General features: G+C 62.4%; 24 protein-coding genes. 13 read left to right on the top strand and 11 right to left on the bottom strand.

All coding sequences use genetic code 11. The features are described 5' to 3' along the window. Positions 1–211: 211 nt before the first annotated feature. From OEJ36_RS20860 to OEJ36_RS20845, 4 genes are all read right to left on the bottom strand, one after another. Positions 212–1,630, bottom strand: a complete 1,419-nt coding sequence (locus OEJ36_RS20860; protein WP_263403195.1) for a short-chain fatty acid transporter — start codon at positions 1,628–1,630, stop codon at positions 212–214. 283 nt (positions 1,631–1,913) lie between these two features. After that, positions 1,914–3,092 carry an acetyl-CoA C-acetyltransferase gene (locus OEJ36_RS20855; protein WP_263403194.1) on the bottom strand — a complete coding sequence of 393 codons (1,179 nt, stop codon included), beginning with the start codon at positions 3,090–3,092 and terminating at the stop codon, positions 1,914–1,916. A 106-nt stretch (positions 3,093–3,198) separates the two neighbouring features. Then, positions 3,199–3,855 carry a CoA transferase subunit B gene (locus OEJ36_RS20850; RefSeq protein WP_263403193.1) on the bottom strand — a complete coding sequence of 219 codons (657 nt, stop codon included), beginning with the start codon at positions 3,853–3,855 and terminating at the stop codon, positions 3,199–3,201. Positions 3,856–4,005: 150 nt separating this feature from the next. After that, positions 4,006–4,704: a CoA transferase subunit A gene (locus OEJ36_RS20845; protein WP_043246821.1), complete on the bottom strand. Its 699-nt coding sequence runs from the start codon at positions 4,702–4,704 to the stop codon at positions 4,006–4,008. Positions 4,705–4,826: 122 nt separating this feature from the next. Here OEJ36_RS20845 and OEJ36_RS20840 point away from each other — a divergent pair, with 122 nt between their 5' ends. From OEJ36_RS20840 to OEJ36_RS20825, 4 genes are all read left to right on the top strand, one after another. Beyond that, positions 4,827–5,741, top strand: coding sequence for a LysR family transcriptional regulator (locus OEJ36_RS20840; protein WP_263403192.1), 915 nt, complete (start codon positions 4,827–4,829; stop codon positions 5,739–5,741). 159 nt (positions 5,742–5,900) lie between these two features. Next, positions 5,901–7,856 carry an acetoacetate--CoA ligase gene (locus OEJ36_RS20835; protein ID WP_263403191.1) on the top strand — a complete coding sequence of 652 codons (1,956 nt, stop codon included), beginning with the start codon at positions 5,901–5,903 and terminating at the stop codon, positions 7,854–7,856. A 156-nt stretch (positions 7,857–8,012) separates the two neighbouring features. Continuing rightward, the gene (locus OEJ36_RS20830) at positions 8,013–8,966 is read left to right on the top strand and encodes a DUF4431 domain-containing protein (protein WP_263403190.1); all 954 of its coding nucleotides are present in this window, start codon (positions 8,013–8,015) and stop codon (positions 8,964–8,966) included. 75 nt (positions 8,967–9,041) lie between these two features. Then, positions 9,042–9,800 (top strand): substrate-binding periplasmic protein, encoded by a 759-nt coding sequence (locus OEJ36_RS20825; RefSeq protein WP_263403189.1) that lies wholly within the window; start codon positions 9,042–9,044, stop codon positions 9,798–9,800. A gap of 323 nt (positions 9,801–10,123) precedes the next feature. Here the strand turns inward: OEJ36_RS20825 and OEJ36_RS20820 are convergent, their stop codons facing one another. After that, on the bottom strand, positions 10,124–11,329 hold the full coding sequence (locus OEJ36_RS20820) for a PilT/PilU family type 4a pilus ATPase (RefSeq protein WP_021216620.1): 1,206 nt from the start codon (positions 11,327–11,329) through the stop codon (positions 10,124–10,126). A 158-nt stretch (positions 11,330–11,487) separates the two neighbouring features. Here OEJ36_RS20820 and OEJ36_RS20815 point away from each other — a divergent pair, with 158 nt between their 5' ends. The 7 genes from OEJ36_RS20815 (at position 11,488) to OEJ36_RS20785 (ending at position 15,490) form a co-directional block, all read left to right on the top strand. Then, on the top strand, positions 11,488–11,766 hold the full coding sequence (locus OEJ36_RS20815; RefSeq protein WP_021216621.1) for a peptidylprolyl isomerase: 279 nt from the start codon (positions 11,488–11,490) through the stop codon (positions 11,764–11,766). A gap of 754 nt (positions 11,767–12,520) precedes the next feature. Continuing rightward, positions 12,521–12,760 (top strand): hypothetical protein, encoded by a 240-nt coding sequence (locus OEJ36_RS20810; RefSeq protein ID WP_263403188.1) that lies wholly within the window; start codon positions 12,521–12,523, stop codon positions 12,758–12,760. Positions 12,761–12,770: 10 nt separating this feature from the next. Further along, the gene (locus tag OEJ36_RS20805; RefSeq protein WP_263403187.1) at positions 12,771–13,037 is read left to right on the top strand and encodes a hypothetical protein; all 267 of its coding nucleotides are present in this window, start codon (positions 12,771–12,773) and stop codon (positions 13,035–13,037) included. Between the two features lie 4 nt (positions 13,038–13,041). Beyond that, the gene (locus OEJ36_RS20800; protein WP_263403186.1) at positions 13,042–13,293 is read left to right on the top strand and encodes a hypothetical protein; all 252 of its coding nucleotides are present in this window, start codon (positions 13,042–13,044) and stop codon (positions 13,291–13,293) included. Between the two features lie 198 nt (positions 13,294–13,491). After that, the gene (locus OEJ36_RS20795; protein ID WP_263403185.1) at positions 13,492–13,764 is read left to right on the top strand and encodes a hypothetical protein; all 273 of its coding nucleotides are present in this window, start codon (positions 13,492–13,494) and stop codon (positions 13,762–13,764) included. A gap of 437 nt (positions 13,765–14,201) precedes the next feature. Further along, positions 14,202–14,447, top strand: coding sequence for a hypothetical protein (locus OEJ36_RS20790; protein WP_263403184.1), 246 nt, complete (start codon positions 14,202–14,204; stop codon positions 14,445–14,447). A 794-nt stretch (positions 14,448–15,241) separates the two neighbouring features. Continuing rightward, positions 15,242–15,490, top strand: coding sequence for a hypothetical protein (locus OEJ36_RS20785; RefSeq protein ID WP_263403183.1), 249 nt, complete (start codon positions 15,242–15,244; stop codon positions 15,488–15,490). Between the two features lie 307 nt (positions 15,491–15,797). Here OEJ36_RS20785 and OEJ36_RS20780 read toward each other — a convergent pair whose 3' ends face one another. Genes OEJ36_RS20780 through OEJ36_RS20770 form a run of 3 tightly spaced genes read right to left on the bottom strand, consistent with a single transcriptional unit; the run spans position 15,798 to position 17,058 of the window. After that, positions 15,798–16,061: a hypothetical protein gene (locus OEJ36_RS20780; RefSeq protein ID WP_263403182.1), complete on the bottom strand. Its 264-nt coding sequence runs from the start codon at positions 16,059–16,061 to the stop codon at positions 15,798–15,800. Beyond that, the gene (locus tag OEJ36_RS20775; RefSeq protein WP_317891595.1) at positions 16,058–16,420 is read right to left on the bottom strand and encodes a hypothetical protein; all 363 of its coding nucleotides are present in this window, start codon (positions 16,418–16,420) and stop codon (positions 16,058–16,060) included. Before OEJ36_RS20775 ends, OEJ36_RS20780 begins: the two co-directional genes overlap by 4 nt. Then, entirely contained in the window at positions 16,417–17,058 is a 642-nt protein-coding gene (locus OEJ36_RS20770; RefSeq protein WP_263403181.1) for a glycoside hydrolase family 19 protein, read from the bottom strand. The genes OEJ36_RS20775 and OEJ36_RS20770 overlap by 4 nt, the downstream gene beginning before the upstream one ends. Before the next feature lie 57 nt (positions 17,059–17,115). On the opposite strand from OEJ36_RS20770, the gene OEJ36_RS20765 reads away from it, so the two are divergent. Both OEJ36_RS20765 and OEJ36_RS20760 read left to right on the top strand, forming a co-directional pair. Beyond that, on the top strand, positions 17,116–17,535 hold the full coding sequence (locus OEJ36_RS20765) for a helix-turn-helix domain-containing protein (RefSeq protein ID WP_263403180.1): 420 nt from the start codon (positions 17,116–17,118) through the stop codon (positions 17,533–17,535). Positions 17,536–17,692: 157 nt separating this feature from the next. After that, positions 17,693–17,917, top strand: coding sequence for a hypothetical protein (locus tag OEJ36_RS20760; protein ID WP_263403179.1), 225 nt, complete (start codon positions 17,693–17,695; stop codon positions 17,915–17,917). Positions 17,918–17,939: 22 nt separating this feature from the next. On the opposite strand, the gene OEJ36_RS20755 is transcribed toward OEJ36_RS20760, so the two are convergent. The 3 genes from OEJ36_RS20755 to OEJ36_RS20745 are packed head-to-tail and all read right to left on the bottom strand — an operon-like array spanning position 17,940 to position 20,461. Further along, complete coding sequence (locus tag OEJ36_RS20755) at positions 17,940–18,359, bottom strand: hypothetical protein (RefSeq protein ID WP_263403178.1); 420 nt, start codon at positions 18,357–18,359, stop codon at positions 17,940–17,942. 2 nt (positions 18,360–18,361) lie between these two features. Further along, positions 18,362–19,744, bottom strand: a complete 1,383-nt coding sequence (locus tag OEJ36_RS20750) for a hypothetical protein (protein ID WP_263403177.1) — start codon at positions 19,742–19,744, stop codon at positions 18,362–18,364. A gap of 27 nt (positions 19,745–19,771) precedes the next feature. Further along, the gene (locus tag OEJ36_RS20745; protein ID WP_263403176.1) at positions 19,772–20,461 is read right to left on the bottom strand and encodes a hypothetical protein; all 690 of its coding nucleotides are present in this window, start codon (positions 20,459–20,461) and stop codon (positions 19,772–19,774) included. Positions 20,462–20,466: the final 5 nt, after the last annotated feature.

Here is a 20,466-nt window from a genome sequence, read left to right as displayed (position 1 = left end):
GAGCGAATTCATTCGCGATCGGGCTAACCCAAAGCTTCGCGGTTGAAACCGCTCCCACATCCGTAGCCCGGACTTCAGTCCGGAGGGCTTGTCCAACACCGCTCCCGGGCTGAAGCCCGGGCTACTGGCTGTCTCCTTGTAGGAGCGAATTCATTCGCGATCGGGCTAACCCAAAGCTTCGCGGTTGAAACCGCTCCTACGTCTATCCCTGTCAGGGCATGACCGGCGGCACGTATTCCAGGGTGCTGCCCAGCGCCCAGAGCAGCACCAGCACCAGCGGGATGTGCACCAGCAGCTGGACGAAGGAGAAGCCGATCAGGTCGCGCGCCTTCAGGCCCAGCACGCCCAGCAGCGGCAGCATGTAGAAGGGGTTGATCAGGTTCGGCAGCGCTTCGGCGGCGTTGTAGATCTGCACCGACCAGCCCAGGTGGTAGCGCAGCTCGTTGGCCACCTGCATCACGTAGGGCGCCTCGATGATCCACTTGCCGCCACCGGAGGGGATGAAGAAGCCCAGCACGGCGGAGTACACGCCCATCAGCAGCGCGTAGGTGTCGTGGGAGGCGATCTGCACGAAGAAGGTGGAGATGTGGTGCGCCAGGGTCTGGCCGTCGCCGCCGTTCACCGTGGTCATGATCGCGGCGATGGAGCCGTACAGCGGGAACTGGATCAGCACCCCGGTGGTGGTGGGTACGGCGCGGGCCACGGCATCCAGGAAGCCGCGCGGGCGCCAGTGCAGCAACGCGCCGGCCATGATGAACAGCAGGTTGTAGGTGTTGAGCCCGGAGATCGCGGTGATCGCCGGCTTGCTGGCGAACTCCTGGGCCAGCCAGCCGCCGGCCAGCACCACCAGCATGATGATCAGCAGCGGGCTGTGCTCCAGCCACTCGCCCGGGCGGGTCGGCTTCGGCTGGGGCGGCGCGGTGAAGCTCGGGTCCACGCCACAGGCCTTGGCGTCGCGAGCGCTGGCGGCACTGGGCGCGGTCATGTAGGCGATGGCCAGGGACACCAGCACCAGCGCCAGCAGCAACACGCCCGACTGCCAGAGGAAGATGGTCTCGGTGAAGGGGATGACGCCGGTGATGGCGAGGATCGACGGCGGCAGGCTGGCCGGGTTGGCCTGCAGCTGCGCGGCCGACGACGACAGGCCCAGGGCCCAGACGGCGCCCAGGCCCAGGTAGGCGGCGGCACCGGCGGCGCGGTAGTCCATCTTGATGTCTTCACGGCGGGCCAGGGCGCGCACCAGCAGGCCGCCGAACACCAGGGACAGGCCCCAGTTGAGCAGCGAGGCGACCATGGAGATCAGCGCCACCCAGGCCACTGCGGTGCGGCCGTTCTTCGGCACCCGCGCCAGCAGGTCGATGAGCCGCGATGCCGGGCCGGAGCTGGCGACCACATAACCGCCGATGACCACGAAGGCCATCTGCATGGTGAAGGGGATCAGGCTCCAGAACCCATCGCCGAAGGCCTTGGCCGTGGCGCTGACGGGCGCGCCCATGGCCAGCACGGCGACGGTGACGATCAATACCGCGAGTGCGGCGAATACCCAGGAGTCGGGGAACCAGCGCTCGGCCCAGGCTGAGCAGCGCATGGCGAAACGGGCGGAACGGCTTTCTTCGAGTTGCGTGACCATCGGTCTACCTCACTTTTATTCTTGTCGGCATGGCACGGCCGGGGCCGGGCACCGGATAAGGGTTGGAACCAGCACGGGGGTCTTTGCCCCCTGTTTGCCTGAAACGACGACGCCACGCCCAGGGCGTGGAATGCGTCTTGCCCCGCTCGGTGAGCGGTGCGGTGCGTGATGCAATTCCCGGCGCGACCTCTATCCGGAGGTCGTCACCGGGCGCAGCGGAGCCCAGCACGGGAGGCTGGGCCGGGTGATGCGTCGGGCCGGATTCCTCGGCCCGACTGGAGGCTTAACGCTCGATGGCCAGGGCCACGCCCTGCCCGCCGCCAATGCACAGGGTCGCCAGGCCCTTCTTCGCATCGCGCTTGATCATCTCGTGCAGCAGGGTCACCAGCACGCGGCAGCCCGAAGCGCCGATGGGGTGGCCGATGGCGATGGCGCCGCCGTTGACGTTGACCTTCTCGGCATCCCAGCCCAGCTCCTTGCCCACCGACAGGGCCTGGGCGGCGAAGGCTTCGTTGGCTTCGATCAGGTCCAGCTCGCCGAGGTTCCAGCCGGCCTTCTCCAGGCAGCGCTTGGTGGCGGAAACCGGGCCGATGCCCATGATCGCCGGATCGACGCCGGCATTGGCGTAGGCGGCAATGCGCGCCAGCACCGGCAGGCCCAGGGCCTTGGCCTTCTGGGCGCTCATCAGCAGCACGGCGGCGGCACCGTCGTTGAGGCTGGAGGCGTTGCCGGCAGTGACGCTGCCGTCCTTCTTGAACGCCGGCTTGAGCTTGGCCAGGGATTCGGCGGTGGTGCCGGCGCGGGGCTGCTCGTCGGTGGCGAAGGCGACGGGGTCGCCCTTCTTCTGCGGGATCAGGATCGGGGTGATCTCATCCACGAAGCGGCCGGCTTCGATGGCGGCGGAAGCCTTCTGCTGGGAAGCGGCGGCGAAGGCGTCCTGGGCTTCACGGCTGATGCCGTACTTCTCCACCAGGTTCTCGGCGGTGATGCCCATGTGGTAGTCGTTGAAGGCGTCCCACAGGCCGTCCTGGATCATGGTGTCGACCAGCTTGGCGTGGCCCATGCGCAGGCCGGTGCGGGCGCCGGGCATGACGTAGGGGGCGAGGCTCATGTTTTCCTGGCCGCCGGCAATGATCACCTCGGCGTCGCCGCAGCGGATGGCCTGGGCAGCCAGGTGCAGGGCCTTGAGGCCGGAGCCGCAGACCTTGTTCAGGGTCATGGCCGGCACGGCGTGGGGCAGGCCGGCGAGGATGGCGGCCTGGCGTGCGGGGTTCTGGCCGGAGCCGGCAGTGAGCACCTGGCCGAGGATGACCTCATCCACCTGGGCGCCATCGAGGCCGGTCTGGGCCAGCAGCTGGCGGATCACCGCGGCGCCCAGCTCGGGGGCGGGGATGTTGGCCAACGAGCCCTGGAAGCTGCCGACGGCGGTGCGGGTAGCGGCGACTATGACGACGTCTTGCATGTACGGATCTCCTGCAGGGCCACGCCGCACGGGCCTGGCCGATGAACAAAAGACCGCCCCGCGGACGAAGCGTGCGTGGCGTTTCGTCCGCGAGGCGGAAGAGCAATCAGAAGCTCATTTCGATCACGTCGTCCGGGACGATCAGCTTGCCGGCGGTCTTGGCGACGATCTCCTCGACGCTGACGCCGGGGGCGCGCTCGCGGAGGATGAAGGCGCCGTCCTCGATCTCCAGGTAGGCCAGGTCGGTGAGCACCTTACGGATGCAGCGGCAGCCGGTGAGTGGCAGGCTGCAATGCTTGAGCAGCTTGGACTCGCCGTCCTTGGAGGCGTGGGTCATGGTGACGATGATGTTGTCGGCGCCGGCCACCAGGTCCATCGCGCCGCCCATGCCCTTGACCAGCTTGCCGGGGATCATCCACGAGGCGATGTTGCCCTGCACGTCCACCTCGAAGGCGCCCAGCACCGTGAGGTCGACGTGGCCGCCACGGATCATGGCGAAGGATTCGGCGGAGTCGAAGATCGCCGCGCCCTTGCTGGCGGTGACCGTCTGCTTGCCGGCGTTGATCATGTCGGCGTCGACTTCGTCCTCGGTGGGGAAGGCGCCCATGCCCAGCAGGCCGTTCTCGGATTGCAGCATCACTTCCATGCCCTCGGGCACGTAGTTGGCCACCAGCGTGGGGATGCCGATCCCCAGGTTCACGTAGTAGCCGTCCTTCAGTTCGCGGGCCACGCGCTGGGCCATCTGTTCGCGGGTCAGTGCCATTTCAAACGCCTCATCTTGTTCTATTGTCGAAGAGGATCGAGCGAGCTAGAGACCGGCTAGGCGGAAGTGTGCGAGGACGCGGAGTTCAGTCGCCTGAATGAGCAGTCCGAGCACGCTTCCAACACCGCCGGGCCGACGCGCAGCCGATCCTCAGGAGCGAGTGGTGCGCTTTTCGATGCGCTTCTCGAAGGTCCCGCATATCAGGCGATCGACGTAGATGCCCGGGGTGTGGATCTGGCTCGGGTCCAGCTCGCCGGGCTCGACGATCTCCTCCACCTCGACCACGGTGATGCGCCCCGCGGTGGCCACCACCGGGTTGAAGTTCTGCGCGGTGTGGCGGTAGATCACGTTGCCGTAGCGGTCGGCCTTCCAGCCCTTGACGATGGCGAAGTCGCCGGTGATGGCCGGCTCGAGGATGTAGGGGCGGCCGTTGAATTCGCGGGCCTCCTTGCCTTCGGCGACCGGGGTGCCGTAGCCGGTGGCGGTGTAGAAGGCGGGGATGCCGGCGCCACCGGCGCGCAGCTTCTCGGCGAGGGAACCCTGGGGAGTGAGTTCGACTTCCAGCTCGCCGCTGAGCAGCTGCTGCTCGAACAGGGCGTTCTCGCCCACGTAGGAGGCGATCATCTTGCGGATCTGCCGGTCCTCCAGCAGCACGCCGAGGCCGAAACCGTCGACGCCGCAGTTGTTGGAGACCACGGTGAGGTCGCGCACGCCACGGCGGCGGATCTCGGCGATCAGGTTCTCGGGGATGCCGCACAGGCCGAAGCCCCCGGCGAGGACGGTCATGCCGTCGGTGAGCCCTTCGAGGGCTTCCTCGTAGCTGCCTACGCGCTTGTCGAGTCCACTCATGGTGCTGCCTCTTGTGATTGTCGTTGGCCCGGCACGGGGCCGGTGAGTGGGCCCAAGCTTCTCCTCGTTCGACTCATTTGTTAATTTTGTTTTTCCTCGCTATTGATCGATAAAACAAATCAATGACCGTCAAGCAACTGCGTGCCTTCCTCGCCGTCGCCCAGAGCCTGAGCTTCGCCCAGGCCTGCGAACGCCTGCACCTGTCCCAGCCGGCGCTGTCCCTGGCGATCAAGAACCTGGAGGAGTCCCTCGGCGGCCAGCTGCTGGTGCGCACCACCCGCAGCGTGGCGCTGACGCCCGAAGGCGAAACCCTGCTGCCCATCGCCCGGCGCCTGCTGGCGGACTGGGACAACGCCGAGGAGCTGCTACGCCAGCACTTCACCCTGCAGCTGGGCAAGGTGGCCATCGCCGCCATGCCCTCCTTCGCCGGCAACCTGCTGCCGGTGGGGCTGCGCGCCTTCCGCGATCGCCACCCGAAGGTCAACGTGGCGGTGCATGACGTGATCAACGAACAGGTGCTGGAGATGGTGCGCAACCACCGGGTCGAGCTGGGCATCGCCTTCGAGCCGGAATCCCTTGATGGCCTTGCCTTCACGCCCTTCTACACCGACCGCTTCGTCGCCGTGGTGCCCGGCGATTGCCCGCTGGCGCAGCAGAGCGAAGTGAGCTGGGCGGAGCTGCTGGGCCAGCCCTTCATCACCCTGCAGCGCCCTTCCGCCGTGCGCCTGCTGCTGGAGGAGCGGGTGGCGGCGCGCCATGGCCGGCTGCCGGTGGCCCTGGAGAGCCACCAGTTGGTGACGGTCGGGCGCATGGTCGCCCAGGGCCTGGGAGTGAGCGCCGTGCCCAGCCTGTGCATCCAGCAGATGGAGGAACTGGGCGCCCGCTGCATCGCTCTCGGCGAGCCGCAGATCGAACGCCGCGTGGGCCTGTTGTGGCTCGCCGGGCACAGCCTCTCCACTGCCGCCCAGGCCCTGGCCGACGTGCTGCTGCACCTGCGCGACTGGAACCGCCAGGTGCCACCGGGATCAAGTGAATGAGGCCCCGCCGCTGAACCTTGCGCCGGGGCGGCCGGCCCCGGCCCGTGCCATTCTGTATGTACTGCCCGCCAGCGCAGCGGGCCCAGCCTTAGGGTCTATACGAAAAGTTTCCGAGCGCAGGCACTTTTCCTCCAAAACCTAGAAGAAAAGGAGTCGCCGATGAACCAGCCCCTGTGGAGTCCCAGCCCGGAACGCATCGCGGCCACGCGGATGGACGCCTTCCGCCGCGAGATCAATCGCCGCCACGGCCTCGACCTGGCCGACTACGCCGCCCTGCACGCCTGGAGCGTCGAGCAGCGGGAAGCCTTCTGGCAGGCGCTGGTGGAGCTGTTCGACGTGCGCTTCCATGCACAGCCCCGCACCGTGCTGGAGGAAGGCGCGGCGATGCCCAGCGCCCACTGGTTCCCCGGCGCCACCCTGAACTTCGCCGAGCACCTGCTGCGCCGCCGTGACGACCACCCGGCACTGGTGGCCGTGGCCGAGGATGGCCGCCGCGAGCAGCTCAGCCATGGCGAACTGGCCGCCCATGTGGCCGGCCTGCAGCAGCGCCTGGCCGCCGCCGGGGTGGGCATCGGCGACCGCGTGGCGGCCTTCATGCCCAACACCTGGCAGACGGTGGTGGGCATGCTCGCCACCACCAGCCTCGGCGCCACCTGGTCGTCCTGCTCGCCGGACTTCGGCACCCAGGGGGTGATCGACCGCTTCGGCCAGATCGAACCCAAGGTGCTGATCGCCGCCGCCGGCTACCACTACGCCGGCAAGACCCTGGACCTGACCGCCAAGCTCAATGAAATCCTCCAGCGCCTGCCCGCCCTCGCCCAGTTGGTGGTGGTGCCCTATGCCCGCCAGGCGGCCCGCGCGGAAGACTTCGCCACCCCGGCCCGGGTCAGCCTGTGGAGCGACTTCTACCGCCCCGGCGGCGAACCCGTCTTCGTCCCCGTGCCCTTCGAGCAGCCGCTGTACATCCTCTACTCCAGCGGCACCACCGGAGTGCCCAAGTGCATCGTCCACGGCGTGGGCGGCACCCTGCTGCAACACCTCAAGGAACATGCGCTGCACAGCGACCTGAAGGCCGACGACACGCTGTTCTACTTCACCACCTGCGGCTGGATGATGTGGAACTGGCTGGCTTCCGGCCTGGCCCTGGGCGCCACCCTGGTGCTCTACGACGGCTCGCCCTTCCACCCCGGCCCCGAGCGCTTGATGGACCTGATCGACGCCGAGGGCATCAGCGTCTTCGGCACCAGTGCCAAGTACCTGGCCGCCCTGGAGAAGGCCGGCGCCCAGCCCCGCGAGAGCCATCGCCTGGAACGCCTCAAGGCGCTGCTCTCCACCGGCTCGCCCCTGGCCCACGAGGGCTTCGACTACGTCTACCGCGAGATCAAGGCCGAGTTGTGCCTGTCGTCCATCTCCGGCGGCACCGACATCGTCTCCTGCTTCGCCCTGGGCAACCCGGTGCTGCCGGTGTGGCGCGGCGAGCTGCAGTGCAAGGGCCTGGGCATGGACGTGCAGGTGTGGGACGAGGACGGCAGGCGGCTCGCCTCCGGCAAGGGCGAACTGGTCTGCGCCCGGCACTTCCCCTCGATGCCGGTGAGCTTCTGGAACGACCCGGACGGCGAAAAATTCCGTGCAGCCTACTTCGAGACCTTCCCCGGCGTCTGGGCCCACGGCGACTACGCCGAGGAGACGGGGCATGGCGGCCTGGTGATCCACGGCCGCTCCGACGCCGTGCTCAACCCCGGTGGCGTGCGCATCGGCACCGCCGAGATCTACCGCCAGGTGGAGAAGGTGGAAGAGGTGCTGGAGTCCATCGCCATCGGCCAGGATTGGCAGGGCGACGTGCGCGTGGTGCTGTTCGTGCGCCTGCGCGACGGCGTAGCGCTGGACGAAGCGCTGCAGGCGCGCATCCGCCAGGTGATCCGCGATAACACCACGCCGCGTCACGTGCCGGCGAAGGTCATCGCCGTCGCCGACATCCCCCGCACCCTCAGCGGCAAGATCGTCGAACTGGCGGTGCGCAACGTCGTCCACGGCCGCCCGGTGAAGAACACCGACGCCCTGGCCAACCCCCAGGCGCTGGAACTGTTCAGGGACCTGCCGGAACTGGCCGAGTGAACACCGCGAGGCCGTAAGCCGGGGGCAACCCGGCGGCTCCCCGGCACTCGCGCGCGTCACCCGCCCTGCGAACCCCATCACGCTTGGACCAATGGCCAAGGGAATGGCCGGGGCACCGGCGCTACCATGGCCGCTTCACCCCACCTGGAACCCGAGATGGATCTCATCCCCCGTGCCCTGCTCTGCCTGGGCCTCGCCCTGCCCTCCATCGCCCTGGCCACGCCCTGCCAGGAGTTCGAACCCGCTACCGCGCGCCTCGAAGGCAAGCTGGAGCGCCAGACCCACCCCGGCCCGCCCAACTTCGAAAGCGTCGAAAACGGCGACGAGGCGCGTACCGGCTTCTACCTGGTGCTGGCCGAGCCCGCCTGCGTGAAGGGCAACGACTACGAGACGGACATGGGCGCCGAGCAGGACGTGCGCCTGGTGCAACTGGTACTGGACGAAGCCGGCTACAAGAAGCTCGAACCGCACCTGGGCCAGCAGGTGACCCTCGCCGGCCACCTGTTCTCCGCCGAAACCGCCTTCCACTACGCGCCGCTGCTGATGCAGGACGTGCAATGGCTGGAGGACCAGCCGACCGCCAGCGCCGACTGCGAAGCCCTGGCCGCCAAGGCCAACGAGGCCGTGGGCTTCCACCCGCCCTGGTGGGGCACGGTGAAGGGCGAAGGCCGGCTGCACTTCCACAGCGCGCCGGACAAGGCCTGCACCATCCCCGGCCTGTTCATCATCCCCGGCGACGGCGTGACCATCTACGCCGCCGAGAACGGCTGGATGCAGGTGATGTACATCAACGCCAAGGGCGAGGACTTCAGCGGCTGGGTGGAAGAAAACCGCCTGGACGCCGCCCCGTCGCGCAGTGAAGGCGACGACCAGCCCGAACCGGCCGCCAGCGGCCAACCCGAGGACGTGACCACCTTCGCCGACCGCTACGCCAACTGCGAGCATTTCCTCGGCGAGGAACCCTACGACGCAGAGCGGGCCAAGGAGCTGGCCCAGGCCGTGGAAGAACTGTGCACCGGCATCGACGCCCAACTCGACGCCCTGCGCCAGCGCTACAAGGACGACGCCAGCGTGACCCAGGCCCTGGCCGGCTACGAGAAGGTGGAGTGACCCCTCCGCCGCGTCACCCCGACGCGGCGGCAGCCTCTCCTATACTCCTGGCGTCGCCCTGAAACGGACCACGCCGTGCTCGCCAGAACCCTGTGCCTCGCCGCCCTGCTCTGCTGCGCCCTCCCGGCCACCGCCCGGCCCCTGAAGGTCGACCTGTACCTGCCCGATGCGCCGCCGCTGACCATGCTGGAGGCCGGCAACAGCCACGGCATCGTCGGCGACGCCACCCTGCTGGCGCTCAAGCGCGCCGGCTACCAGGTGCGCATCCTCGTCGCGCCCTGGGCACGGGCGCAGAAGCGCACCATGGAAGGCCGCGACATCCTCGTCATCCCCCTGTCGCGCACGCCGGATCGCGAAGCCTCCTACACCTGGGTCGCACCGATCATGGAATTGCAGCGCGCCTTCTTCACCCTGGACGAACCGGTGCAGGGCTTCGCCGAGGCCCGCGCCCGCTACCACCAGGTCGGCGTCGGCCTGGGCACCGCGCAGAACGAGATCCTCCGCCGCGAAGGCTTCGACGACGAGCAGATACGCTCCCTGGTACTGGGCGACAAACCCGCGCAGCTGCTGGAGATGGGCCGCATCGACGCCTGGTTCACCGGCGTGCCCGAAGGGCTCTACATCTGGCCCAAGGTCTCGCGCCAACGCCTGCGCATGGGCCCGCCCCTGGCCGCCACTGACGTCTACCTCGCCTGCTCGCTGACCTGCGACGCGCAACTGGTGGCCGACCTGCGCAAGGCCATCGAAGCCCTGCGCGCTGACGGCAGCCTGAAGCGCATCCAAGCGCGGTACCTGAAGGACGCCCAGCCGCTACTGAAACAACAGGCTCCGTAGGTCGGGTGCAACCCGACATGAGCGTGCAAATGCATCGCGGGTTTCACCCGCCCTACGAAGCGCCAGCCACAGCGGGGCTGTGATTGCGGGGGATCAGCTTCATGGGCAGAAGGGTTCAGAGCACGCACACGCCCAACGGAACTCCACCCTCACCGTAGGAGCGAGCGCTGCTCGCGAAGCCCTTTCCAGGGCCCCGGACTGAAGTCCGGGCTACGACCGTGATGGAGCGCCAAACGCCGTAGGTCGGGTGCAACCCGACATGACTGTGCAGGTGCATCGCGGGTTTCACCCGCCCTACGTCCGGGCCGAGACTGACAGCGGGATCAGTAGTGCTTGCCGGGGTCTTCCGGCGGTGGATCTTCTTCGGGCAGGTCTTCGAGCTTGAGTTCCAGGCCCCAACTGGCGGCATCCTGGGTCGGCGTGGCCTGGGGCGTGGGTGCGGGAGGCGGGGTCGGTGCAGCAGCGGTGGGCCGGGTGCCGGGGCCGTCGCGGTGCAGCTTGAGCTTGAGGCGCAGGTTGTTGGCCGAGTCGGCGTTCTTGATCGCCTCCTCTTCCTGGATCGAGCCCTCGATCACCAGGTCGAACAGCGCCTGGTCGAAGGTCTGCATGCCCAGGGCCTTTGATTTCTCCATGATCTCCTTGATCGAGCTGAAGTCGCCGCGCTTGATCAGGTCGCTGATGGTGGAGGTGCCCAGCAGCACTTCCACCGCCGCGCGGCGCTTGCCGTCCGAGGTGCGCACCAGGCGCTGGGAAACGAAGGCCTTGAGGTTGTTGCCCAGGTCGTTGAGCAGTTGCGGGCGGCGCTCCTCGGGGAAGAAGTTGATGATGCGGTCCAGCGCCTGGTTGGCGTTGTTGGCGTGCAGGGTGGAGATGGCCAGGTGGCCGGTGTCGGCGAAGGCCAGGGCGTGCTCCATGGTTTCGCGGTCACGGATCTCGCCGATGAGGATCACGTCCGGCGCCTGGCGCAGGGTGTTCTTCAGGGCGGCGTGGAAGCTGCGGGTGTCCACCCCCACTTCGCGTTGGTTGATGATGGACTTCTTGTGCCGGTGCACGTATTCCACCGGGTCTTCGATGGTGATGATGTGCCCGCCGCTGTTGCGGTTGCGGTAGTCGATCAGCGCCGCCAGGGAGGTGGACTTGCCCGAGCCGGTGCCGCCGACGAAGAGCACCAGGCCGCGCTTCTCCATCACCACCTTGAGCAGGGTTTCGGGCAGCTTCAGGTCTTCGAACTTGGGGATATCCAGCTTGATGTTGCGCGCGACGATGGAAACCTCGTTGCGCTGCTTGAAGATGTTGATGCGGAAACGCCCGATGTTGGGCAGGGAGATGGCCAGGTTCATCTCCAGCTCACGGTCGAATTCGCCGCGCTGCTCCGGGTCCATGATGGATTCGGCGATACGCGCCACGTCGCCCGGCTTGAGCGGGTCGGTGCCCAGCGGCTTGAGCACGCCGTTGAACTTGGCGCAGGGCGGCGCGCCGGTTGAAAGGTAAAGGTCCGAGCCATCCTGGGAGGCCAGAACCTTGAGCATCGAGGGGAGATCCATGGGAGCGAACGTCCAAAGGGCATTTCGAATAACGGTAGGCGAATTTCGCCCGGCTTCCTGCGCGTGAACGCGCAACCGATGAACTGTATGGGCGCGCCGCGCGCTGGCACAATGAACGGCTCCACAAACCACGAGGAAATCCCATGGCCAAGGCCCTTGCCCGCCACATCCTGGTCAAGACCGAGGCGGAAGCCGAACAGATCAAGCAGCGCCTGGCCAAAGGAGAGGACTTCGCCGTGCTGGCGAAGAAGCACTCCCTCTGCCCCTCGGGCAAGCGCGGCGGCGACCTGGGCGAAGTACGCCCCGGGCAGATGGTGCGGGTGATCGACCAGGTGATCTTCAAGAAACCGGTGCGCACCATCCACGGCCCGGTGAAGAGCCAGTTCGGCTATCACCTGGTGCAAGTGTTCTTCAGGGAGTGATGGGCGGTACCCCGCGCAGGAGGATGAAAACCGGCGCTCGCCCGCTAAACCGACGCGTCGCCGACAACCGACTCCCCGCCCCGCCCGCAAAACCGCTACAATCGCGCCCTTTTGCGCGTCAGCGCCCCAGCCAGCCCAGGATTCAACCGTGATCTCCACCGCCAACATCACCATGCAGTTTGCGGTGCTTCCGGTGGAGATTAAGAAGCCCGATTTTACTGGGCTGTAGCCTGGTCCATATCTCACCGGGACGCGCAAAAAAGCATCCCAAAGCGGAAATCGGTATCAGAATTGGTATCGCCGCCCCTCCCTCTCGCCCGTTCTGAGCAACCCTTCCCCTCCCCCTGATCTACCCTTCCACCTACACCCACCACCAGCAGGATGCCGACCATGTGCGGTCGCGTTGCCCGGTACATGAGGTGGGCCGAGATCTACCATCTTCAGAATTTCCACAACCCAAGAGGGTGAATGTAAGGCCCAGTGTTTACGCGGATTCAGCGATATCACTTTGGCTGTAATTGAGGTCCAAATGGGCTGAATCGCGTGGGTTATGGCAGCTTAATGACAAGCTGCCGCAAGCCTCTTGCTCCGCAGTGACAGCCCATCTATCGTGAAAGCATGACACCACACACATGAGCCAATGCTCACGATGCGTGCAGTAATCTTCCATGCCGGGGCGCTACTGATCTGAATTTAGGAAGGCATAACACAAGGCCCCACCACATTCGGAGGGGGCAAATCAGTAGAGAAGCACATGGACCAGAAGGTCATTTTCGAAGGCAAGGCGTTCGTTTCGTTCTTCACTGATTCAGATCACCAGCAACTGGAGCTGGTAAATGTTTTCATCGTTCAGCTCGATATAGAGATTTTTGAGCTTCGCTGTCCCAAGCAGCAAACCGGCACCAGTGTGCTGATTACCTCCCTCGGAGGGTTATCAATGTCCGGGCCCATCATCATGCAGGCCTCAGGCATCACGAGATTCAGAGCCCGATAAGGAGATAGGCATGCTCGAGAGACGATTTCCCCCCCGCCAAGACAAGAACCTCGTCTACTCCGGCAAGGCTTTCATGTCCTTCACTTCCCTGTCCAGCAACCAGTCCATCGAATGCGACGACATCCAGCTCCTGCAGCTGGAGAATGGCATCTACGAGCTCCAGAGCCAGAAGCAGGCTGTAGCCTTTCGAATTCTCATCACCACTGATTCAGGTAGATCATGGGGCGGGATAGTTGTAGAGCAGCACACAGGCATAACGCGATTTGTTCAGAGGTAGCTTGATGAGCACATACCTTTACGCAATCGCTGCCGCTTATGTCGTCAGCCCTGTAATAGCTTTCATCCTGATGTCTTCCACGATGAAAGAAGAAGCCAACAACCTACTGGCGCGCGGATGCACCGCTGAGGATGTTGACGATTACTATCGCATGATGGGCAGACCAACGCTTGTTGCTTTGATGCTGTCTTGCGTCATCGGCGGGACGGCACTCTCTGGCTTGCTTTGCTTGATCATCTGGCTAGCGACCAGGTGAGCGGATGCATCGCCGAGCCTAGGATTATCAAATTTTGATGACATAAAATTACTTCTGCGAAGATAGGACGCTCTCTACTCGTCTCGAATTTCGACCGCCGGCGGTGGTGAATCATCGGAGAACCGACCCGCGGACGGCACGTTCAAGCTTGGTACCGGTCTACTCCTCACATGCATGGAAAACTGAGAGGACGCAACGATGCTCAGCTACCAAGGCCAAGCTATTGTTTCATTCACAGGCCGGGCGGGGAGCCTGATCGGTATCCAAAGTCGACGCACCGACATCTCCGTCAACGAAGTGGCAGACGGAAATTACCAACTGGAAACGCAACTTGATCTGCGAGACACCCAAGAAGTACGTCTCACCCTATCGAGCGGACTGATCTTGATAGGGACTGCCGTCCCTGCTGCCAAAGGCGGTTATATACTTCGAGCCAGATCAATTAACAGGAACAGTGCCCAGCGCGCATGAAGGGGCAGCGGCACTGAGCCGCTTGGGTGAAGCGCCCAACCCGCTGGGAGCAGTTCGCCCTGTGGCTGAATAAGAGGCCTGCGTGGACCGACGTCGAGTTTCTGTCCCGGCACCACCTCCGGGCTAGAAGCTCACCGCCCCCAGACTCCAATATGTATCCCGAGAGATATGTAACTGTAAAAGATGAAGAAAAATGAGCAAGAGCGCTCAGCATTTTTAAAAAGAGCTTTCACTAGCCAAAACTCGGATCTCGCTGTAGTGCGCCAAAGTACTAATGTTGTGCTGCTTCCGATAATCGGTGTTTTCTATACAAGCTTATAGCTCAACAAAAGAAGGAAAAATTCGCTCAGAAAAAAATCTCATTGCAATCCTGAAGAGGCACGAAGCCACCAGCCCCTAACCCTACCCAGTTAATTGCCGCCTAAAAGGTGCGTGGAATGAACAATGAAATCTCTTATCAAGGCCTCGCATTCGTAAGCTTTGAATCGCTGTCAGAAAGTTCATCTGTGGAGCTTATAGAAATTATTCTTTCCGACCACGGCAACTCAATATTCGAGCTGCGCTCCACGAAACAACTGCCTGCTCGCCGAGTAACTATAACACCGGTAAACCAGCTGTCTATGCAGGGTACGGTTCTGAGTCAAAGCTCGGGAGTGACAATATTTCGGATCTCAGAATTTTGAGGTCACACAAGGAAATGTAAGCGATGTTAAAGGAGAAGAAAAATGGAATGGGAAATACATTATCGGCACGCAAACGGAGCCAAACAAACTATTACGATTGAGTGTGATCAGTTACCCCATTTAAAGAAAGCGGCGGTTCATGTTGTTCATCATGCCTTTGGGGGTAGACCACCGAAACCGCTAGGAAACTATTCCGTAGCGACTTGGTTAGAAATTTGCGACATAGAGATTATTGACATTTCCACAAATATAGGACTGCCATACACGCAATCTGTCACATTCTCGCGGCCAATACCTTACTACAGAAAGGACCGTAGTGAAAATTAATTACTATACAACCTATTGCAAGCTCAACTCGATATATAGGCAGACATTTTATTGACCCATTTCTCTCTGAGGGCCTCAAACGGAAGTGAGAGCCATTTCTGAGGAAAACAAAATGAGTCAAGCTTTTATATACAAAGGATTAGCGTTCGTCAGCTTTGATGAAGGCTTCGGACCTGTTTCTCTAGGTTATCAAGACGTGGAAATTGTCCAAGTTGGAATGCGTACATATGAATTGCGCTCAGAGGATCAACATGTGGCTAGGCGCGTAGTGATAACGCCATCCAATTTGCCTTTCTTCCAGGGGACGATCATCCAGCAAAGGCCAGGGGTCACCACGTTCGTATGCAGCCATTTCGGTCATCGCTCCGTTTCTGGACCATTGGTCAGAAACTAGCCACCGGGCTTCGCCTTGCTGATGAGCTTCGCTACTCTGACGTCATGAACCCGACACCACTCAAGGACGACGTATGTATCTCACCACTACGAACATCAGCAAGCTTTTCGACATCTATATGCCTGCCTACAACTGTGCAGCTTCACGAATGGCTGACGGTAGCGTAACGCTTCAGTTTTGCAGCAAGGTCAATCGGGATATCGTCACCGTCCCGGGACTTCCTACAGCTCAGTTAGGATCAGCTCCGGCGATCAAGAAACTGAGCAAATCCTTGAACGAAGAGTTCGCGGTAGCAATCGCGCGTAAAGGTATTCGCGCGTGAACATTGAAGGCGGCCCACCCGCTTTCGATGAATTGGAACGAATAGCGAAGAAGATCGCGGAGTGGCGCCCTACTCTGCCGCCCGACAGGGTGGTGGCTCAGATCATGGGAAGGGCTGAAGCTGCCCGGTGCGATCCCAAGACCCTTGCCGAGAGTTACCTTGTCCGGGCACGCGGTGGTATCCGTCTTCCGTGGGAGTCTGATTAGGGCAAAAAAAACGCCGCTGTTTCCAGTGGCGTTGAGTTCCTGTATTCACGGAGTATCAGGAGAAACATCATCAGCGTACCCGATGGTTGCCCCGAGAGAAACTACTGGCAACCCGTGGCTGCAGCCAGTAGCTCCCGCTCGTAGCCGATCCGCTGCCGGCGCTCGGCGAGCAGCGCACGCACCTTCACCTCCAGCGAGTCGCCCGCGCGCAGCGTAGATACTGCCCAGGGCGGCACAGCTACTTCCTGCACCCGGCACGGAACCACCACCGGCACCTCCACGCGCACCAGCCGCGGCTCGGCTTCCTGCCGGCCGGCGCACCCCGCCAGCACAATCCCCCCCACCACCACGATTCCCAGCCTCATAGCCCCAGCTCCTTGTCGATCACTGTCGCGGCCGCGGCGCACTGATCACCGCCGATCCGCTCCTGCTGCAGGCGTTGGGCGGCCGCGTAGTCGCCGGCGGCGGCCTTCCGCGCCTCCTGCTGGGCCTGGGCGGCGACCTGCTGCCGCTGTTCGGCCTCGGCGCGCAGATGGACCACGCGCGCGTTCTGCTCGCCGACGGCGCTCTCCAGGGCGGCCTGGGCGAGACGGCACTGGGCGGCCAGGTCCTGGGCCTCGTCCAGCTGCGGCCGATAGTGACCGGCAGCCAGCCAGGCGCCGAGGGCGCCAGCGGCCAGCAGCGCCACGCCGGCCAGCACCAGGCGCGCAGGAATGCCGATCACGACAGCACCGCCTTCGCCCGCTCCCAGAGCACGCGGCGCTCGGCCAGGCCGGTGAGGCCTCCATTGATTTTGCGGGTGATGCCCTCGAAGTCCCCGCGATCAGCCAGTTCGTTGAGCCCGCGCGAGGCCCAGAACCAGGCTGCGGCCATGGCGGCGTGCTCCGGCTGTTCGAGCAGTTCCGGGTGCGCTACCAAGTCGACGCCGAGAGCCGCGCTGGCTGCCTCGTAGTTGGTCCGGCCGGTGAGTTGGATCAGACCACGACCCCGGTAGCGCCAACCATCGCCGGAGGCAGCTTGGCCGTTGCCCATCCGGCCCCCATAGACCGCGTTCGCGATCGCCTCGGGCTGACGTTGGAGTCGCAGGGCCAGCCCGTTCGGCGACTTAGTGCGCGCCTGTGGATCCTCGGCGAACCGAGTTGGCCAAGTGTTGGCCAGGGCCTGGGCGGTGTAGTTGAGGTTCTCCACCAGACAAGTGAGCCCTGCACTTTCATGTCCCACTTGTGCCAGAAATAGCGCCACTCTATTTCTTGTATCGATCTTGTACTTCGATGTCGCATCACTAAGAACTGTCGAATAAATTACGACAATCTCCTTCGCGTCAGGAAATATTTGCAACAATTCTTCACGCTTGATAGTCATATGAGCTCCAGTTGAATAGTAACGACTGACATTCCCGGCACCTTAAGGATGCAAGTCATGATCAGAGATGGATTTGGAAGACGATTGAAATTCGAAAGACTGCGAATAAAGCTAAGCCAGAGGGAACTTAGCGAGGCAATTGGGATAACACCCAATACTCAAAGGGCGTATGAGCGAGAAAAAGATACGATTGACTTGTTTTACTTAAAGAAAGCAGAGTCAATTGGTATCGATGTTATGTATGTTCTTTCCGGTCGAAACGAACAATTAAACTGCCTTCAGCCAGAAGAGCAAGAGCTTCTGCATGAATATAGAAAACTCAGCAGAGCGAAGAGAAGCGAAGTTCGTAAACACACCAAGAAACTTTCTAACTCCGCCGAAGTTGTAGGAGATATCGAGAATGTCGCATCGTCGTCCAGCGCCACAGATCGCATGTATCCCCATCGAGAAAAACTATCTTCACGCGCTAGTGCTTGATGGGAAGCTGACTCGAAGGGGACAGGCGTTCGAGGTAGCAGACACTGCTACCATGAACCTAATTTCTCGATACGTTAAAAGGTTACGCCGAAATAGAAAGACTGGCGGCTTGACCGTGGAGTTCAATGTCCGCTCACAAACATAAAAGGGACAACCAATGCAGCAGGAAGATATCAGCAACAAAGTAACAAACGCGATTCATGAGATAATTAATCAACACGCAAACCACTCAATTGGAGAAAGACTTTCTGCTGCATCGGTTGCGGTAGGGATGGCCTCAGCTCTCAGAATCGGAGAACTGATTACTGAGCAGGATTTCTCAGCTTTGGTGCTGGAAATCATCAATACCGTGGAAGTAACGCCCTCCTTAAGCACTCATTGAAGGGAATCGTGATATGCGGCCTTCAGGTGATGGGGTCGACCTCTGCCTTCGGAGGCCATTCCATAGCTGGCAACATGGCCAGCAGCTCCGCCTCGGTTGGGATCTCGGCCGTGCCGGCGCGTACCCTGTCCACCAACTCATGACCCAGCGCCCAGCAGGCGTCCCGCCATTCAACACCGGCCTGGCCCTCGGCCCGGAACTGGGCGTTCGTGCTGGTGGCATACGAGCACAGGCTCAGGATGCTGTCATAGCTGCGCTCGTGCGCTACCTCATCCATGTGAAGTTGCACCGCAGCCGTGAGCCGGACGATCACCTGCTCTTCGGTTTCCGAGGCCGCGTCATCGATTGAGAACCTACCCAGATCATAACCGTTGAACTCAGCGAGCTCTTCCAGCGTCCCGCCCCACTCGGCAAAAAAATCCCCGTCACAAAGAACTCTCATGGTCAGGCACTCAGTTCGTTAATGGTCGCCAACGGCGAGGTGTGGAAACCTACGTCAACAATTCCGCCGAAGACGGCCATGCATGCGATGTTGACTGAGCTACCAGGCACGCCGCAGAGGTTGGGCCAGGAGTTGCTGTAGCCAGTCCCCGATTGGGTCACCAAGCGTAGGTGCACCCATCCTTCAGCGACGGTAATGGGGGTGCCCGCCGCGACCAGAACACCGTTCTTGAAGCAGTCGTATTGCAGGTGAAACGACGAAGTACGAGCCCGAATCCACATAACCATAGTGGCGTACTGCTGGGCCTGGAACAGTGCCCGGGTCAGGTTCGTCGTCGACAGGTAACGGGTCACCGAATCGCTGCCTACTGCCGGATTTGCGGTGCCACTGCCGAAGGTGTACGTGTCGACGAAAAACTCGATGCCGTAACGCGCGCCGCTGCCGCTGCGTCCCATTGCGGTCATCAGCGCCTGCACTGGTTCCGTAAGCGCGCCGCCGGCTCCACCATTGGTGCTGTTGTCGCTGAAAAACTGGCCGCCGGAGGCATGCGATCCACCATTGTAAGGCGACAGAAAAGTCGATGCGGCAAACGTTGTAACACCCGGCTGTAAAGGATTGATCCTGCCCCCGAAACGGCCGCTGTCGGGCATCAGGTTGATGAACGGCATGGTGTTCAGGTTTGCAAATGCAGCCGTCCCCAGATCGTTCAGATACTTTTGAACCTTCTGAAAGGCGATGAGCACCGAGTCAGCCGCACTGACAGGAGTACGAGAAGTCGCCACAGCAAAACCAGACAGCAATGTACCGATGGCTGCAGTCCCGAAGTTGCTGATTGTGTTGGCCAGCTGAGTGCCAGTGTGGGTCGAACGATCCCGGAGCTGTCCGTCGGTGGCGTTGGCGGTGGCATTCACCGCAATGCCGTCCAGCTTCGACTTCATGGCGGAAGCGTTCCACCAGGCCGCGATCGCCTGCCAGACCCTCTGGCTGGTCCAGGAGCGAATCACCGTACCTGTACCCGCCTCGGCCTCAGCCTGAGATGCTGCTGCGGGGTTCGCCTGTGCGGCGGCTTCGATCCCGTCCAGCTTCGTTTTCATCGCAGAAGCCGCCCACCAGGCTGTCGCGGCCTGCCAGACGCGCTGCGCGGTCCAGGCCCGCCGGGTAGTCGACGTGCCGGCCTCTGCCTCGGGTTGGGGCACCGTGACCGCCGTCCACTCTCGAGAGTCGGAAAGGCGCGCGTCGCTCGTGCCAACCTTTCCGCTCTCTAGGTTGGCCATTCCCTCGTACAGTTCGGCCGTCATCTGATTGACTCGGGTGAAAGCCTCGCGTGCGCTGTCGCCGCCTTCGCCATCCGGCGAGCTGCCTAGTGGGATTTCTTGTCGTGCCATGGTGGCTCCTGGTTCGGTGGGCCCAGACTACAAACCCGCCACATCCACCACCGTTACGGTGGAGTAGATCGCGGTTATGTCGTGTCCAGTTGGAATGGGAGTTGTGGAGGGGTTGGAAGAGAAGTAGGTCATCAGTCGGAAGAACAGGTCGGTATCACTGGTCCTACTCACCAAGCTGTCAGCCTGCTGCTGATAGAAAAACTGGTTACCGACCCGGACTACGACGGTCATGTATGCGTAGCCCCGGAATGAAACAACTACAGCCGGAACTTTCCCCGGGTAGCTTTTAGTGACATCCGCATAACTTGCTGTCGAAAAGAAGTCGATGACCTTCATGTACTTCTTTCGCGAATCAAACACTACCAGCCCAGTATTCCGGTTCCGAATTCGTAGCCCCACAGGACCAGAGCCGATGGAGTAATCCGGCTCATCGAATATCCAGTATTCGACAGTCGCTGCGCCCTGTGTGGCTATCGTGTAGGTGAAGGTTGAACCGTTAATAACTGTTGAGCTGAGAAACCAGGTAGTAGAGCAGCGAATAGCAACGACCGGGCTCTTCGCGCCGCTGATTGTCACGCTTCCACTTCGCCACGACGTATAAACCACTGCGGAAGTTGTGAAACTTCCTTTGTGACTCAGGGCCATATTGGCGTATTCCCCGTCAACTTGCAGGAACTCGCCGGAGTTGCCTCTTAGCCTTACACCAATTTCAGCCATTAAAA

Source organism: Pseudomonas sp. PDM13, assembly GCF_025685765.1.
GTDB lineage: Bacteria > Pseudomonadota > Gammaproteobacteria > Pseudomonadales > Pseudomonadaceae > Metapseudomonas > Metapseudomonas solani.
Note: the sequence above shows the minus strand (reverse complement) of the source record. Positions and strands in the feature narration are given on the sequence as shown.